This is a genomic window from Pseudomonas sp. P5_B3 (assembly GCF_056400405.1).
Genome location: NZ_JBFULI010000006.1, coordinates 59,414 through 74,021, shown reverse-complemented (window position 1 = coordinate 74,021; position 14,608 = coordinate 59,414). Strand labels below are relative to the sequence as shown.

Genomic DNA, 14,608 nt, shown 5'->3' with positions numbered 1-14,608 from the left:
TTTTGCAAGTGAAAAGACCAGCATTGATCCTACGTTGAGTGAGTTCACCGGATCGCACCAGCACGTCTCGTATCACATTGCTTAGAAGGGCCAATAACATGCTCGTTTTCGTTACTGGCGGCACCGGCCACGTCGGTTCGTACGTCATCCCCGACCTCATCGCAGCCGGCCACGAGGTCGTCGCTCTGGCAAGGTCAGACGCGTCCGCGGCAGCGGTGTATGCACTCGGCGCCGAGGTGCGTCGTGGAGATCTTGCCGACCTCGAAGGGCTCAAGGCTGCGGCGGTCGAGTCCGACGGCGTCATCCACCTCGGATACAGGGCCGAACTGCTTCCGTCCGGCGGGATCGCCGCCTTAGTCGAATCGGAACTCGCGACTATCCTCGCGTTCGGCGAGGCGCTGGCGGGCACGGATAAGCCACTGGTCGTTGCAGGCAGTATCGGCACGCCCATGAACGTGGGCAGAGCGGCGCCTATCGGCGCACCGGTCAGTCTGGGCCGCCCGGCGACCGAGGATGATCCCGCTCTACCTGGCGGCCCGATCGATTCAGGCACTCTGTTGGCACGCAATATCGTGGAAACCGCCGTCGTGGGCCTCGCCGAGCGACGTGTTAGATCGTCGGTCGTGCGGATTCCCACTCTCTTACACAGTGCGACCGGTCGCCTGCAGCTGATCATGCTCGCGAAAACAAAGGGTTTCGCCGGCTATCCGGGAGACGGCAAGAACCGGTGGCCCGCCGTGCACGTCCGCGATCTTGCCTCGCTGTTCCGCCTGGCGCTCGAGAAGGGGGCCGCAGGCAAAACCTGGCACGGGATCGGCGACGAGGGAATCCCGTTCCGCGAGATCGCCGAGGCTATAGCCGCTCGCCTGGGAATACCCGCCGTGAGCATCCCCGCGGACGAACTGATGCTGCCGGGCTACTTTGGGTTCCTGGCGGCAGTGGCCACGCTAGACCTCCCCGCGTCGAACGCCATCACCCGCCAGGCTCTTGGCTGGGACCCCGTTCAGCCCGGTCTGATCGAGGACCTGGACAACGGCCATTACTTTCCGCCGACTGACTTGAGCTGACGACGGGGCACTGGATCGCAAATGCGTCCGGCACAGTCCCCTTAGCACCTTTTCCCGCACCCTATCACCCACGAGGAGCACGCATATGCACGTTTTTGTTACCGGCGGCACCGGCCATTCCGGTCCGTACGTCATCTCCGATCTTATCGCCGCCGGCCATGAGGTCACTGCTCTGGCTCGGTCCGACACGGCCGCGGCGCAGGCAGCTGCGCTCGGCGCCAAGGTACGTCGCGGCAATCTCGAGGATCTCGACGGGCTAAAGGAAGCGGCCGCAGCCTCGGACGGCGTCATTCACCTCGCGCATCGGCAGGACCTGATCCCAACCGGCGGGATCAACGCCGTTGCGGCCGCGGAGCTTGAGATCATGCTCGCCTATGGCGAAGCATTGGCCGGAAGCGGAAAGCCGTTGGTCGTGTCTGGAAGCGTCGGCTCGCCCGGGTGGGAGGGCTTGGGCCGGCCGGCCACCGAGGAGGATCCGCCCCTTCCCGGCGGCGATCCGTACAAGAATACCCTGCGGGTTCGGAACATCGTGGAAACCACGGTGATCGGTCTCGCCGAAAAGGGCATACGGTCTTCGATCGTGCGGATCCCTGAGATCATGCACAGCTCCACCGATAACGCCGGCTTCCTTCCGCTGTTGATCGGGCTGGCCAAGGAAAAGGGTGTCGTCGGCTACCCCGGAGAAGGTGCCAACCGTTGGGGGGCCGTGCATGCCCGTGACCTCGCCACCGTGTTTCGCCTGGCGCTGGAAAAAGGCGCGGCGGGCAGAAGCTGGCATGCAATCGCCGACGTGGCTGTCCCGTACCGCCAGATCGCCGAAGCCATTTCCAGCCGGTTGAATCTGCCGGCCGTGTCTATTCCCGCGGACGTGCTGATGCTGCCTGGCTACTTCGGGTTCCTTGCGAATCTGGTCACGCTGGACACCCCGACATCGAACGCCATCACGCGCCGGGTTCTTGGCTGGGAACCGACCCAGCCCGGACTCTTCGCCGATCTTGATAGCGGTCACTACTTTCCGGCCGACTGATGAGGTGACGGCACACCGCCGGGTCGCACTGCGCCCGGCGGGTGGCCAAGCCGTGACGGCGTAACCCGTCCAGAAACGATGGAAAACTACCCGATTTCAAACGGAGACTGCACATGAGCACTATCAGTATCATCGGTTCGGGAGGCATGGCCGCGGCTGTCGGCGGCCGTATCGCCAAGGCCGGACACACCGTCGAGGTTGTCAGTCGCGATCCCGCCAAGGCGCAGGCGCTTGTCGACAAGATCGCATCCGGAGCGATCACAGGGACTTACGGCACCACTCCGGCGGGCGAGATCGTCATTCTCGCCGTACCGTACACCAATGCGGTGGCTGTATTGGCCGACTTTGGGAAAGCGCTCGACGGTAAGGTGATCATCGATATCACCAACCCGGTCGCTCCCGATCTCTCGGGCCTCGTTACCCCCCACGGCAGTTCCGGTGCGCAGGAGATCGCCAAGGGCGCCCCGGCCAGCGCGCATGTCGTCAAGGCGTTCAATACCCTCTTCGGCCATGTACTTGTGAAGGATGAACGCCTCGATGCGTTCATCGCGGCGGACGATGCGGACGCCAAGGCGCGCGTCTCGACCTTCCTCGAGAGTCTCGGGCTGCGTCCGTTGGATGTCGGCGGCCTGCAGATGGCCCAGACGCTCGAGTGGCTCGGTCTGATGATGATCGGCCTGGCTAAAAACGGCGCCGGCACCTGGGACATCGCCATGAAAGTCGATATCGGCTGAATCACCGACACCACGTCCTCACCAGCAGGCCAACAACGTGTCCGGTTAGATCGGACACGATCCTGGGTAAAGGAAATGGAGAGATTTCGATGAGCACACAAGAGAATGTCCAGACTGTGAAGAATTTTTTTGCAGCCATGGGCMGCGGCGATCGATGACATCCAGGCTAACGCCTAAAGCTTGCATCATGGTCGCCCCCGTGCGGCGCAGGTCCTGCGGTCAGCGACTCGAGTTCTTTGATGGTGATTTTGGCCATAAGATGAGTTCCCCCTACTTTTACCCCCACAAAACGGCTGGCTCTGGGTGGTTTTTTTCGGATGTGGTACCAATATCTGAATTTTTCCCGTGGGCTTTGGCCCCAGCTTGGTAAGTGAGTTGAGAAGGTACGTTTTCGTTCCTGTCGTAGGCGGCCATTCGATGATGGGATGAAAAATCAGTGATGACCAAAGGCACATTCCGGCTCTCACTAGAAGAACTATCATCCCGCCATCAGCTCAAGAGGGGCCCCCTGGCCGGCCATTTCCGGCACTCCCCTGGGGATCACGACAAGGATGGTTGCGCATGGATGACATCGTTCAGCCCCTCACGCCCCAAGAAGAAGTCCAGCCTAAAGAAGTAAAAATCCTTGCCACCTTGGTGGCGAAGCTGAACCTTGCAGATTTCCAGAACGCCATCCCTGTGATTCGCGAGCTTCGCATCTTGAACGAGACGAGTGATCGTTTCGTCAATGCCACTCTTACCCTTAGCTCGGTGCCCGAGGTATTTAAGCCCAAGATCTGGCGAATTGACGAGACCGCAGCAGATAGCTTCAGGGTCATACCTGGGCTTGAGGGAGCACAAACTGAAAAGCGCAAGGCGTTGGATAGAACACCACCGAGATAACTCACTAAACGTTTAATCCAATGAAAAAAGTGTGCGGGCACATCTATGAATGAACGTGAGAAGTGCGAAGGAGTCTACAAAATAAACTTACCATTATTTAATAATTAAATTGTCGATTGTCAGACAATTATTCCGGTCCGCCTGTTTTTAGATAACAGTGCCTACAGCACACCTATTGTTTTCGGGCATTTGCTTGGATAACAAAATTTTACATTAAAAAAGTAGTAGACGTTTGATTTCGAATTGTGTCAGTTTTCTTTCGCCTTCAATGGGCGAGTGATAGGGCAATCTCGCCAGAGATTGTTGCTATCTGACAGAAACTGTTCCATAGCTAAACAAGGAAGTGTGTTTATGTCGAAAGTAAAAGTCCACGCTATTGATTCCGCCGATCAGACATTCCAGCCATTGCAAGCATTGGCTGTAGCCAGTTCTGCTTTCAACCAGATCAATAGCTTCAGCCATCAATATGATCGGGGTGGCAACCTCACGGTCAATGGCAAACCCTCGTTCTCCGTCGACCAGGCCGCCACCCAATTGCTGCGCGACGGTGCTGCCTACCAGGACAAGGACGGCAGCGGCAAAATCGAGCTCACCTATACGTTCCTGACCTCGGCCTCGTCGAGCACCATGTACAAGCACGGGATTACCGGGTTCAGTCAGTTCAGCGCGCAACAAAAAGCCCAGGCCGTGCTCGCCATGCAATCCTGGGCCGACGTGGCCAATGTCACCTTCACTGACAAGACTGCCGGCGGCGACGGTCACATGACCTTCGGTAACTACAGCGGCGGCCAGGATGGCGCAGCGGCGTTTGCTTACCTGCCTGGCACGGGCGCCGGTTATGACGGAACTTCCTGGTACCTGATCAACAGCAGCTACACGCCCAACAAGACCCCGGACCTGAATAACTATGGCCGGCAAACCCTGACCCACGAAATCGGTCACTCCCTGGGCCTGGCCCACCCTGGCGACTACAACGCCGGCGAAGGCGCGCCGACCTACAACGACGCGTCCTACGGGCAAGACACCCGCGGCTACAGCGTCATGAGCTACTGGAGTGAAAGTAATACCAGCCAGAACTTCAGCAAGGGTGGCGTCGAAGCCTATTCGTCCGGCCCGCTGACGGACGATATCGCAGCCATTCAGAAGCTCTACGGCGCCAACACCACGATCCGTACCGGCGACACCACCTACGGCTTCAACTCCAACGCCGGACGCGATTTCCTCAGCGCGTCTTCATCGTCGGATAAAGTGGTGTTCTCGGTGTGGGACGCGGGCGGCAAGGACACTCTGGATTTCTCCGGTTTCACCCAGAACCAGAAGATCAACCTCAATGAAGCCTCGTTCTCCGACGTTGGTGGCATGGTGGGTAACGTCTCCATTGCCAAGGGCGTCACTGTCGAGAACGCTATCGGCGGTTCGGGCAGCGACCTGCTGATCGGCAACAACGTGTCCAACGAGCTGAAGGGCGGTGCCGGCAACGACATCCTTTACGGCGCTGGTGGTGCGGACAAGTTATGGGGCGGCGTCGGCTCGGACACTTTCGTGTTCGCGGCCAGCAGCGACTCGAAACCCGGTGCGGTCGACCAGATCCTCGATTTTGTCAGCGGCCTGGACAAGATCGACCTGACCGGCATCACCAACGGCGCAGGCCTGCATTTTGTCAGTGCATTCACCGGTGCGGCAGGCGATGCGGTGTTGAGCAATTCGGGCGGTAACAGCCTGTTGTCGGTGGACTTCTCCGGGCATGGCGTGGCTGACTTCCTGGTCAGCACCGTGGGCCAGGCGGCGTACTCGGACATCGTGGCGTGATGTGATGTGACGTGAGAAAGGAGGGCGGTGCGTCATGCGCCGCCTTCTGTCCTCGCTGCGAAAAAGGCTACGGTGCGGAGTAAAACGTCCCATGACGCAAAGCGTCTTTACCTGCAAAACCAGCGTGTGGCTATCGGCGGCGCTGATGATGTTTTTTGGAGATGTAACCATGGCAAACAGCCTGAAATTAGCGGACCCGTCGGAACTCGCCGGAAAATGGCAAGTCCGGGAAGGCTCGTCCGCGTTGTTGCAGGACCGACAGCCGAATGGTTGCCTGATTGAATTGAAACCGGACCAGACGCTGGGCGGGCAACTCGATTGCATGGTGCGCTGGCTGGGACAGGCTCCCACCGGCTGGTTCCCCGAACCTGACGGGATTGCGTTGACCAACCATGAAGGTTCGAAAACAGCATTTTTCAGTCGACAGAAGAGTGAGTTTTATAAGCTGACATTGCCTGTTGGATTCAATGTGTCGCTGCAGCGAGCGCCAGAGTAAAAGCATCAGGTCAAGTTGGTGGCCCAATGCCCCTATCTAAAAAGTGGGTCTGTTCGTTTAACGAATGGCGTAATGGGTTGTGCCTGTGAGTAATCAACTCAAGGAAGATTAATGAAGATGGCGAAGACCACTCCTGCTGCACCTCTAGTTCGAGCGCTGGGTGATTACAAGGGTATTTTGATTAGCGTCGCCAGTTTCACCGCACTGATCAATATTCTGATGTTAGTGCCCTCTATTTACATGCTCCAGGTCTATGATCGGGTCTTGTCTTCGCAAAATGAAACGACATTGGCCATGTTGTCGCTGATGGTTGTCGGGTTCTTTGCCTTCATCGGTTTGCTGGAAGTTATTCGCAGCTTTATCGTCATCCGTATTGGCAGTCAGTTGGAGCGGCGCTTCAACCTGCGGGTCTATCAGGCGGCTTTCGAACGTAATCTGTTCAAGGGAGAGGGTAACGCCGGGCAGGCATTGGGCGACCTGACGCACATTCGTCAGTTTGTCACCGGCCCGGCGTTGTTTGCCTTCTTCGATGCGCCTTGGTTTCCGGTCTACCTGTTCGTGATCTATCTGTTCAACGTCTGGCTCGGGGTCTTTGCCACGGCGGGTGCGGTGCTGCTGATCGGGCTGGCCTGGCTCAATGAGGCGATGACCAAAAAGCCCTTGGGCGAAGCGGCGGGTTTTTCCCAGAAGTCCAGCCAACTGGCAACCAGTCACCTGCATAACGCCGAAACCATCCAGGCCATGGGCATGCTGGGGGTTTTGCGCAACCGCTGGTTCCAGGTGCATTCAGGTTTCCTCGGTCTGCAGAACCAGGCCAGTGACACCGGTGCCGTCATCAGCTCCTTGAGCAAAACCCTGCGCCTGTGCCTGCAATCCCTGGTACTGGGTCTTGGCGCCTTGCTGGTGATCAAGGGCGACATGACTGCCGGGATGATGATCGCAGGTTCGATCCTGATGGGCCGCGTCCTGAGCCCCATCGATCAGTTGATCGCCGTGTGGAAACAGTGGAGCGGCGCCAAACTCGCGTACCGCCGTCTCGACGTCTTGTTGCAAGCGTTTCCACCGAGTGACGACGCCATGGCGCTGCCGGCGCCGAAGGGCCAGATCAGTTTCGAGCAAGTCAGCGCAAGTCCTCCGGGGCAACGTGCGGCAACCCTGCACATGGTCAATTTCAGCCTCGCTGCGGGGGAGGTGCTGGGCGTGCTCGGCGCTTCGGGTTCCGGCAAGTCGACATTGGCCCGGGTGCTGGTCGGTGTCTGGCCGACCCTCGGCGGTACGGTGCGGCTCGACGGTGCGGATATCCATCGCTGGAACCGCGACGACCTCGGTCCCTACATCGGGTACCTGCCACAGGACATCGAATTGTTCAGCGGCAGCATCGCGCAAAACATCGCGCGGTTCCGCGAAGCCGATCCACATAAAGTCGTTGAAGCCGCGCAGCAGGCCGGCGTTCATGAACTGATCCTGCGTTTGCCCCAGGGCTACGACACCGTACTCGGCGAGGACGGCAGTGGTTTGTCCGGTGGGCAGAAACAACGCGTGGCGCTGGCCCGTGCGCTGTATGGCCAACCGAGCCTGGTGGTGCTGGATGAACCGAACTCCAACCTCGACACCGTGGGCGAAGCGGCCCTGGCCGGTGCGATCGCTCAAATGAAGGCCCAGGGCACCAGCGTGATTCTGGTCACCCATCGCTCATCCGCGCTGGCCCAGGCCGACAAGCTGCTGGTGCTCAATGACGGTCGCTTGCAGGCATTCGGCCCGAGCCAGGAGGTACTCAAGGCACTTTCCGGCGCCCAGGAACAGCAACGTGAAAAAGCTGCACAGACACCGGGCGGGCTCAGCATGAGCCGGCAGTATCAGCCCACGACAAGGAACTCGGGTGTATGAGCCACGCACACATGAGCAGTCAAAATGAAGCCACGATGGAACACGATTACCTCGCGGAACGTCCGGAGCGCGACGCAGGTTACTTTGCCCGGCTGGGCTGGATTCTGGCGATCGTCGGCGCTGGCAGTTTCTTCGCCTGGGCCAGTCTGGCGCCGCTCGATCAGGGCATTGCGGTGCAAGGCACGGTGGTGGTGTCGGGCAAGCGCAAGGCAGTGCAATCGATGAGCAGCGGCGTCGTTAGTCAGATTCTGGTGCGCGAAGGTCAGGTGGTGAAACAGGGCCAGCCGCTGTTCCAGCTCGACCGGACCCAGGTCGCCGCCGACGTGCAATCCCTGCAAGCGCAGTACCGTATGGCCTGGGCCAGCCTTGCGCGTTGGCAGAGCGAACGGGACAACCTGAAACAAGTGAGTTTCCCCACCGAGCTGAGCAACGATCCCGATCCGCGCCTGGCGTTGGTGCTGGAAGGCCAGCGCCAGTTGTTCAGCAGCCGCCGCGATGCTTTCTCCCGCGAACAAGCGGCCCTGCGTGCCAGCATCGAAGGCGCCGGCGCGCAATTGGCCGGCATGCGCCGCGCCCGTACCGATCTGAGCGCCCAGGCCAACTCGCTGCAACAACAGCTGAGCAATCTCCAGCCCCTGGCGGACAACGGCTACATCCCGCGCAACCGACTGATGGAGTACCAGCGGCAGTTGTCGCAAGTTCAACAACAATTGGCAGAAAACACCGGCGAAAGCGGGCGCGTGGAGCAGGGCATCCTCGAATCGCACCTGAAGTTGCAACAACACATCGAGGAGTATCAGAAGGAAGTCCGTACCCAACTGGCCGATGCACAGCTCAAAAGCGTGACCCTGGAGGAACAACTGACCTCCGCCGGATTCGACCTGCAACACAGCGAGATCCTCGCCACGGCCGATGGCATCGCGGTCAACCTTGGGGTTCACACGGTCGGCGCGGTGGTGCGACAGGGCGAAAATCTGCTGGAGATCGTGCCCCAGGGCACTCGCCTGGAAGTGGAAGGGCACCTGCCGATCAACCTGGTCGACAAGGTCGGCACGCACTTGCCGGTGGACATTCTGTTCACCGCGTTCAACCAGAGCCGCACCCCGCGAGTACCGGGCGAAGTCAGCCTGATCTCCGCCGACCAGTTGCTCGACGAGAAAACCGGCGCACCGTATTACGTGCTGCGCAGCAGCGTCAGCGATGAGGCCATGGAAAAGCTCAACGGTCTGGTGATCAAACCCGGTATGCCGGCGGAAATGTTTGTGCGCACCGGTGAACGTTCACTCCTCAACTATTTGTTCAAACCGCTGCTCGACCGGGCAGGCTCCGCGTTGACCGAGGAATAAGGATGTTCGGTTGTATGAATAAGCTTTCCATGCTTGGGGCGGCACTCCTGCTGCTGGCGGGCAACCCGGCAGTAGCGGCCATGGGGCCGTTCGAGATTTACGAACAGGCGTTGCGCAACGACCCGGTATTCCTCGGCGCGATCAAGGAGCGCGACGCCGGCCTGGAAAACCGCGCCATCGGCCGCGCCGGGCTGTTGCCGAGACTGGGTTACAACTACAACAAGGGCCGCAACTCTTCCAAGGCCACCTACTTGAACGAGCACCGGCAAAACCAGACCGATGACCGCAACTACAGCAGTTACGGCTCAAGCCTGACCTTGCAACAACCGTTGCTCGACTACGAGGCCTACGCCGCTTATCGCAAGGGCGTGGCGCAGGCGTTGTTCGCCGATGAAAACTTTCGCGGCAAAAGCCAGGAGTTGCTGGTACGGGTGCTGGAAAACTACACCAAGGCCTTGTTCGCCCAGGACCAGATCGACATTGCCCAGGCCAAGAAAAAAGCCTTCGAGCAACAGTTCCAGCAGAACGAGCAGATGTTTCGCCAGGGCGAAGGCACGCGTACCGACATACTCGAAGCCGAGTCGCGCTATGAACTGGCAACTGCCGAGGAAATCGAGGCGCGTAACGAACAGGATGCGTCCTTGCGGGAGCTGGGTGCGCTCGTCGGCGTGCCCACTATCGACATCGCTGATCTGGCACCGCTGGAGCAGAACTTTCAGACCTTCACCCTGCAACCGGCCAATTACGACACCTGGCACGAGATGGCGGTGGCCAACAACCCGAACCTGGCCTCCCAGCGTCAGTCGCTGGAGGTAGCGCGCTACGAAGTCGAACGCAACCGCGCCGGGCACCTGCCCAAGGTCAGCGCCTACGCCACGGTGCGCCAGAACGAATCCGAAAGCGGCAACACCTACAACCAGCGTTATGACACCAACACCATCGGCATCGAAGTCAATGTGCCGTTGTATGCCGGCGGCGGGGTCTCGGCTTCGACCCGGCAGGCCAGCCGTGCGATGGAACAGGCCGAGTACGAACTGGACGGCAAGACCCGGGAAACCCTGATCGAGCTACGTCGGCAGTTCAGCGCCTGCCTGTCGGGGGTGAGCAAGCTGCGGGCCTATCAAAAAGCCCTGACTTCCGCTGAAGCGCTAGTGGTGTCGACCAAGCAAAGCATCCTGGGCGGTGAGCGGGTCAACCTCGATGCGCTGAACGCCGAACAACAACTGTTCACCACCCGCCGGGACCTGGCCCAGACCCGCTACGACTATCTGATGGCCTGGACCAGGTTGCATTACTACGCGGGTACCTTGAGCGAGCAGGATCTGGCTCGGGTGGACGAGGCGTTTGGCCAGGGGCCGAGGACTCGGTAACACCGCAGAACCTACACAAAAACAAAAAAGCGAGTGTTCAACATGGACGTACGCATCAAACCGGCCCCGGTCGGCATGCTGTTGCTATTGATTGGCGCAGGCTCGGAACAGGCCGCCGCAGCCTGGCTGGACACCGGCACCCTCGGCGATCCCGTCAGTTGGCTCAGCGCCGAGTTTCAGCGCGACTGGGGCCTGGGCCTGGCCTGGCAGTTCTGACTTGAAGGAAGAGAGAGCACAACATGGGACTGTTTGATTACAAAAATGCCGGCAGCGAGGCCGGCAAGGTGTTGTACACCGATGCCATCGCCCTGACGTTGTATGCCTATGCACCTACCGGCCAGTCATTTCCGGCCAATGGCTGGGCGCCGATCGGCGCCAATGCCCTGGGTTATCAAGGCAAGGTCGGGGCGCAGGGCACGTATTTCGGCGAGAAGGACGGTTTCACCAGCGCCGAAGCCGAAGTGCTCGGCAAGTACGACGCCGCCGGAAAACTGATCGGTATCGGCATTGCTTTTCGTGGCACCGGCGGGCTCGGCTACAACGACACGTTCGGCGATATGAAAAACAACCTGTTGGCGGCGGTTGGCCCAGTGGATTACGCAACCCACTACGCAAAAAACGCCTTCGATACGCTGCTCGGTAAAGTGGCTGCGTTCGCCATCGCCTATGGCCTCAGTGCCGAGGACGTGCTGGTCAGCGGTCACAGCCTCGGTGGCCTGGGGGTCAACAGCGTCGCCGAGCTGAGCGGGAACAATTGGGGCGGCTTCTACAAGGATGCCAGTTACGTAGCATTCGCTTCGCCAACCCAGAGCTCCACTGGCAATAACGTGCTGAACATCGGTTACGAGAACGATCCGGTGTTTCGGGTACTCGACAGCACCACCTTCAGCAGTGGCTCGCTGGGCAAGCATGACGGTCATCAAGCGTCGGCCACCAACAACATCGTCAACTTCAACGATCACTACGCATCCACTGCGCAAAACCTGGTGCCATTCAGCATTCTCAACCCGATGAACTGGTCAGCCCATGGCTCGCTGGGCTACGCCGACGGATTGAACCGGGTGATCGACTCGCGCTTCTACCAGTTGACCGACAAGGATTCGACCCTGATCGTTTCCAACCTTTCGCAGTCGGCACGAGGTTCCACTTGGGTCGAGGATCTTGGACGCAGCGGTGAACCGCACACCAGCAGCACGTTCATCATTGGCACCGACAGCGACGACCTGCTCAAGGGCGGTCTCGGCAATGACTTTATCGAAGGCCGGGACGGCAACGACCGTTTCCGTGATGACGGCGGCTTCAACATTCTGTCGGGGGGCAAGGGCGTCAACACCTTCGAGCTGCAGAAACCGTTGCAGAACTTCAGCATCGCCAATGACGGCGAAGGCACATTGTTCGTGCGCGACGCGTATGGCGGCATCAGCATGACCCGGGACATCGGCGCACTGGTGGGCAAGGAGTCCGGGTCGTGGTGGGGGAGCAAGGAAGTCACCTACAGCGTGACTGCCAATGGTCTGCTCAATGACAGCGAATTGACCCACTACAACCATTCGCTCAACGGTGACGCTTTGGGCAACACGCTGGTGGCCAGTGTCGTGGGCGACTGGCTGTTCGGTAACGGGGGTGATGATTTGCTGCGCAGCGACAAGGGCCATGTGACCTTCGTCGGCGGCGCCGGCAACGATGTGCTGCATTCCGGTGGCGGCAGCAACACGTTCCTGTTCAGCGGCGCCTTCGGGTTCGATGCGATCAATGGCTACCAGGGCAGCGACAAACTGGTGTTCATGGGCGTGGAAGGCGCGGGGCAGGGCTACGACTACCGGCAGCATGCATCACAGGCCGGTCAAGACACACTGCTCAAGGTTGGCGACTTTTCCGTGACCCTGGTAGGCGTCGGGCTGGATAACCTTTCGGCTTCCGGGTTCGTGTTTGCGTAACGGGTTCAAACAACTGCACTGGATGCTCCGGGACGCCTCGTGATCGAGGTGTCCTGGTCGTGAGCTATCTCTGACAATTCCAACAAAGAGAGAGAGGCAATACCCATGGGTGTATACGACTACAAAAACCTCGGCATAGCAGACGCCAAAGCGTTGTTTACCGACGCGATGGCAATCACGCTGTATTCCTATCACAACCTCGACAACGGCTTTGCCACCGGTTACCAGCACAACGGATTCGGCGCAGGTTTGCCGGCAACGCTGGTCACGGCGCTGATTGGCGGCACTGATTCCCAAGGCGTGATTCCCGGCATTCCCTGGAACCCCGATTCCGAAAAAGCCGCGCTGGATGCGGTGCAGAAGGCCGGCTGGACCCCCATCACCGCCACGCAGCTGGGCTATGACGGCAAGACGGATGCGCGCGGAACCTTCTTTGGTGAAAAGGCCGGGTACACCAGCGCCCAGGTGGAGATCCTCGGCAAGTACGATGCACAGGGTCATCTCACGGAAATCGGCATCGCCTTTCGCGGCACCAGCGGCCCTCGGGAAAGCCAGATCAGCGACTCCATCGGCGATGTGATCAATGACCTGCTGGCGGCATTGGGTCCCCAGGATTATGCGAAAAACTACGCAGGCGAGGCCTTCGCGAAACTGTTCGGCGACGTTGCTGCGTTCGCCAGCGCCAATGGCCTGTCAGGCAAGGACGTGCTGGTCAGCGGGCACAGCCTCGGCGGGCTGGCAGTCAACAGCCTGGCGGATTTGAGCAACGATAAATGGGGCGGTTTCTTCAAGGACTCGAACTACGTCGCTTATGCCTCACCGACCCAAAGCACCACCGATAAAGTGCTGAATATCGGCTATGAAAACGACCCGGTGTTCCGTGCGCTCGACGGCTCATCGTTCAACCTGGCATCGGTCGGCGTGCACGATGCCCATCAAGACTCGGCGACCAACAACATCGTCAGCTTCAACGACCACTACGCGTCGACGGCGTGGAACCTGCTGCCATTTTCCATCCTCAACATCCCGACTTGGATTTCGCACCTGCCCACCGCTTACGGCGACGGCATGACCCGGGTGCTGGAGTCGAAGTTCTACGACCTCACCAGCAAAGACTCGACGATCATCGTTGCCAATCTTTCGGACCCGGCACGCGCCAACACCTGGGTCCAGGACCTGAACCGCAATGCTGAAACCCACAAGGGCAGTACCTTCATCATTGGCAGTGACGGCAGCGACCTGATTCAGGGCGGCAAGGGCAATGATTATCTGGACGGCGGTGACGGCAACGACACCTTTCGAGACAGCGGCGGCTACAACATCCTGCAGGGCGGCAAGGGCAATAACGTGTTCGATTTGCAGCAGTCGGTGAAGAATTTCGATTTTGCCAATGACGGCGCCGGCAACCTGTACATCCGCGACGCCAATGGCGGCATCAGCATCACCCGCGACATCGGTAGCATCGTGACCGAAGAGCCGGGTTTCCTGTGGGGACTGTTCAAGGATGACGTGAGCCACAGCGTGACCGTCAATGGCCTCGCGATCGGCAATCAACTGACTCAGTACGCCTCAACGGTGAAGGGCGGTGCAGGGGCCGATACGCTAAAGGCACAGGCTGTTGGTGATTGGTTGTTTGGCCTGGACGGCAACGATCATCTGATCGGTGGCAAGGGCAACGACGTGTTTGTCGGCGGGGCAGGCAACGACCTGCTGGAGTCAGGGGGCGGGATCGATACGTTCCTGTTCAGCGGCGCGTTCGGCCAGGACCGGGTGGTTGGGTATCAGGCGAACGACAAACTGGTGTTTCTCGGGGTTCAGGGCGTGACGCCGAACGACGACTTCCGGACCCATGCCACGGTGGTGGGGCAGGATACCGTGCTGACGTTTGGCAATGATTCGGTGACGCTGGTTGGCGTGGGGCTGGACAGTCTGTCCAGCGGCGGGATCGTTATCGCCTGAGTGTGATGCGGCTTCTGCAGGGCCTCATCGCGAGCAAGCCCACTCCCACAGGATATGCGCCAACCTTGTGGGAGCAACTGTCTTCACCATGCCA

General features: G+C 59.7%; 12 protein-coding genes and 1 pseudogene. 12 read left to right on the top strand and 1 reads right to left on the bottom strand.

What is annotated here, in order from left to right; translation table 11 throughout:
• The first annotated feature begins 98 nt into the window (after window positions 1-98).
• The 3 genes from AC1DRN_RS05900 (at window position 99) to AC1DRN_RS05890 (ending at window position 2,828) form a co-directional block, all read left to right on the top strand.
• Window positions 99-1,067, top strand: a complete 969-nt coding sequence (locus AC1DRN_RS05900; RefSeq protein WP_223457227.1) for an SDR family oxidoreductase — start codon at window positions 99-101, stop codon at window positions 1,065-1,067.
• Window positions 1,068-1,152: 85 nt separating this feature from the next.
• Window positions 1,153-2,094: an SDR family oxidoreductase gene (locus AC1DRN_RS05895; protein ID WP_223457229.1), complete on the top strand. Its 942-nt coding sequence runs from the start codon at window positions 1,153-1,155 to the stop codon at window positions 2,092-2,094.
• Between the two features lie 113 nt (window positions 2,095-2,207).
• Window positions 2,208-2,828 (top strand): NADPH-dependent F420 reductase, encoded by a 621-nt coding sequence (locus tag AC1DRN_RS05890; RefSeq protein WP_223457231.1) that lies wholly within the window; start codon window positions 2,208-2,210, stop codon window positions 2,826-2,828.
• Between the two features lie 147 nt (window positions 2,829-2,975).
• Here AC1DRN_RS05890 and AC1DRN_RS05885 read toward each other — a convergent pair.
• A pseudogene (locus tag AC1DRN_RS05885) lies at window positions 2,976-3,047 on the bottom strand (integrase); the annotation flags it as partial.
• A 342-nt stretch (window positions 3,048-3,389) separates the two neighbouring features.
• Here AC1DRN_RS05885 and AC1DRN_RS05880 point away from each other — a divergent pair.
• From AC1DRN_RS05880 to AC1DRN_RS05840, 9 genes are all read left to right on the top strand, one after another.
• Window positions 3,390-3,710, top strand: a complete 321-nt coding sequence (locus AC1DRN_RS05880) for a hypothetical protein (protein WP_223457233.1) — start codon at window positions 3,390-3,392, stop codon at window positions 3,708-3,710.
• 351 nt (window positions 3,711-4,061) lie between these two features.
• A complete protein-coding gene (locus AC1DRN_RS05875) occupies window positions 4,062-5,519 on the top strand; it encodes a serralysin family metalloprotease (protein WP_223457235.1) in 1,458 nt (485 codons plus the stop codon).
• A gap of 91 nt (window positions 5,520-5,610) precedes the next feature.
• Window positions 5,611-6,015 (top strand): AprI/Inh family metalloprotease inhibitor, encoded by a 405-nt coding sequence (locus tag AC1DRN_RS05870; protein WP_223457237.1) that lies wholly within the window; start codon window positions 5,611-5,613, stop codon window positions 6,013-6,015.
• A gap of 111 nt (window positions 6,016-6,126) precedes the next feature.
• Complete coding sequence (locus AC1DRN_RS05865; RefSeq protein ID WP_223457239.1) at window positions 6,127-7,902, top strand: type I secretion system permease/ATPase; 1,776 nt, start codon at window positions 6,127-6,129, stop codon at window positions 7,900-7,902.
• Window positions 7,903-7,913: 11 nt separating this feature from the next.
• Window positions 7,914-9,248 carry an HlyD family type I secretion periplasmic adaptor subunit gene (locus tag AC1DRN_RS05860; protein ID WP_223457241.1) on the top strand — a complete coding sequence of 445 codons (1,335 nt, stop codon included), beginning with the start codon at window positions 7,914-7,916 and terminating at the stop codon, window positions 9,246-9,248.
• A gap of 2 nt (window positions 9,249-9,250) precedes the next feature.
• A complete protein-coding gene (locus AC1DRN_RS05855; RefSeq protein WP_108217684.1) occupies window positions 9,251-10,618 on the top strand; it encodes a TolC family outer membrane protein in 1,368 nt (455 codons plus the stop codon).
• A 42-nt stretch (window positions 10,619-10,660) separates the two neighbouring features.
• Entirely contained in the window at window positions 10,661-10,834 is a 174-nt protein-coding gene (locus tag AC1DRN_RS05850; RefSeq protein WP_223457243.1) for a hypothetical protein, read from the top strand.
• A 23-nt stretch (window positions 10,835-10,857) separates the two neighbouring features.
• Complete coding sequence (locus AC1DRN_RS05845; RefSeq protein WP_223457245.1) at window positions 10,858-12,555, top strand: polyurethane esterase; 1,698 nt, start codon at window positions 10,858-10,860, stop codon at window positions 12,553-12,555.
• A gap of 105 nt (window positions 12,556-12,660) precedes the next feature.
• Window positions 12,661-14,514: a polyurethane esterase gene (locus AC1DRN_RS05840; RefSeq protein WP_223457247.1), complete on the top strand. Its 1,854-nt coding sequence runs from the start codon at window positions 12,661-12,663 to the stop codon at window positions 14,512-14,514.
• Window positions 14,515-14,608: the final 94 nt, after the last annotated feature.

Coding starts and splice junctions, on each gene's coding strand:
- AC1DRN_RS05855 (WP_108217684.1), top strand. CDS start 9,251: ATGTTCGGTTGTATGAATAAGCTTTCCATGCTTGGGGCGGCACTCCTG.
- AC1DRN_RS05840 (WP_223457247.1), top strand. CDS start 12,661: ATGGGTGTATACGACTACAAAAACCTCGGCATAGCAGACGCCAAAGCG.
- AC1DRN_RS05865 (WP_223457239.1), top strand. CDS start 6,127: ATGAAGATGGCGAAGACCACTCCTGCTGCACCTCTAGTTCGAGCGCTG.
- AC1DRN_RS05875 (WP_223457235.1), top strand. CDS start 4,062: ATGTCGAAAGTAAAAGTCCACGCTATTGATTCCGCCGATCAGACATTC.
- AC1DRN_RS05860 (WP_223457241.1), top strand. CDS start 7,914: ATGAGCAGTCAAAATGAAGCCACGATGGAACACGATTACCTCGCGGAA.
- AC1DRN_RS05870 (WP_223457237.1), top strand. CDS start 5,611: ATGACGCAAAGCGTCTTTACCTGCAAAACCAGCGTGTGGCTATCGGCG.
- AC1DRN_RS05845 (WP_223457245.1), top strand. CDS start 10,858: ATGGGACTGTTTGATTACAAAAATGCCGGCAGCGAGGCCGGCAAGGTG.
- AC1DRN_RS05880 (WP_223457233.1), top strand. CDS start 3,390: ATGGATGACATCGTTCAGCCCCTCACGCCCCAAGAAGAAGTCCAGCCT.
- AC1DRN_RS05900 (WP_223457227.1), top strand. CDS start 99: ATGCTCGTTTTCGTTACTGGCGGCACCGGCCACGTCGGTTCGTACGTC.
- AC1DRN_RS05850 (WP_223457243.1), top strand. CDS start 10,661: ATGGACGTACGCATCAAACCGGCCCCGGTCGGCATGCTGTTGCTATTG.
- AC1DRN_RS05890 (WP_223457231.1), top strand. CDS start 2,208: ATGAGCACTATCAGTATCATCGGTTCGGGAGGCATGGCCGCGGCTGTC.
- AC1DRN_RS05895 (WP_223457229.1), top strand. CDS start 1,153: ATGCACGTTTTTGTTACCGGCGGCACCGGCCATTCCGGTCCGTACGTC.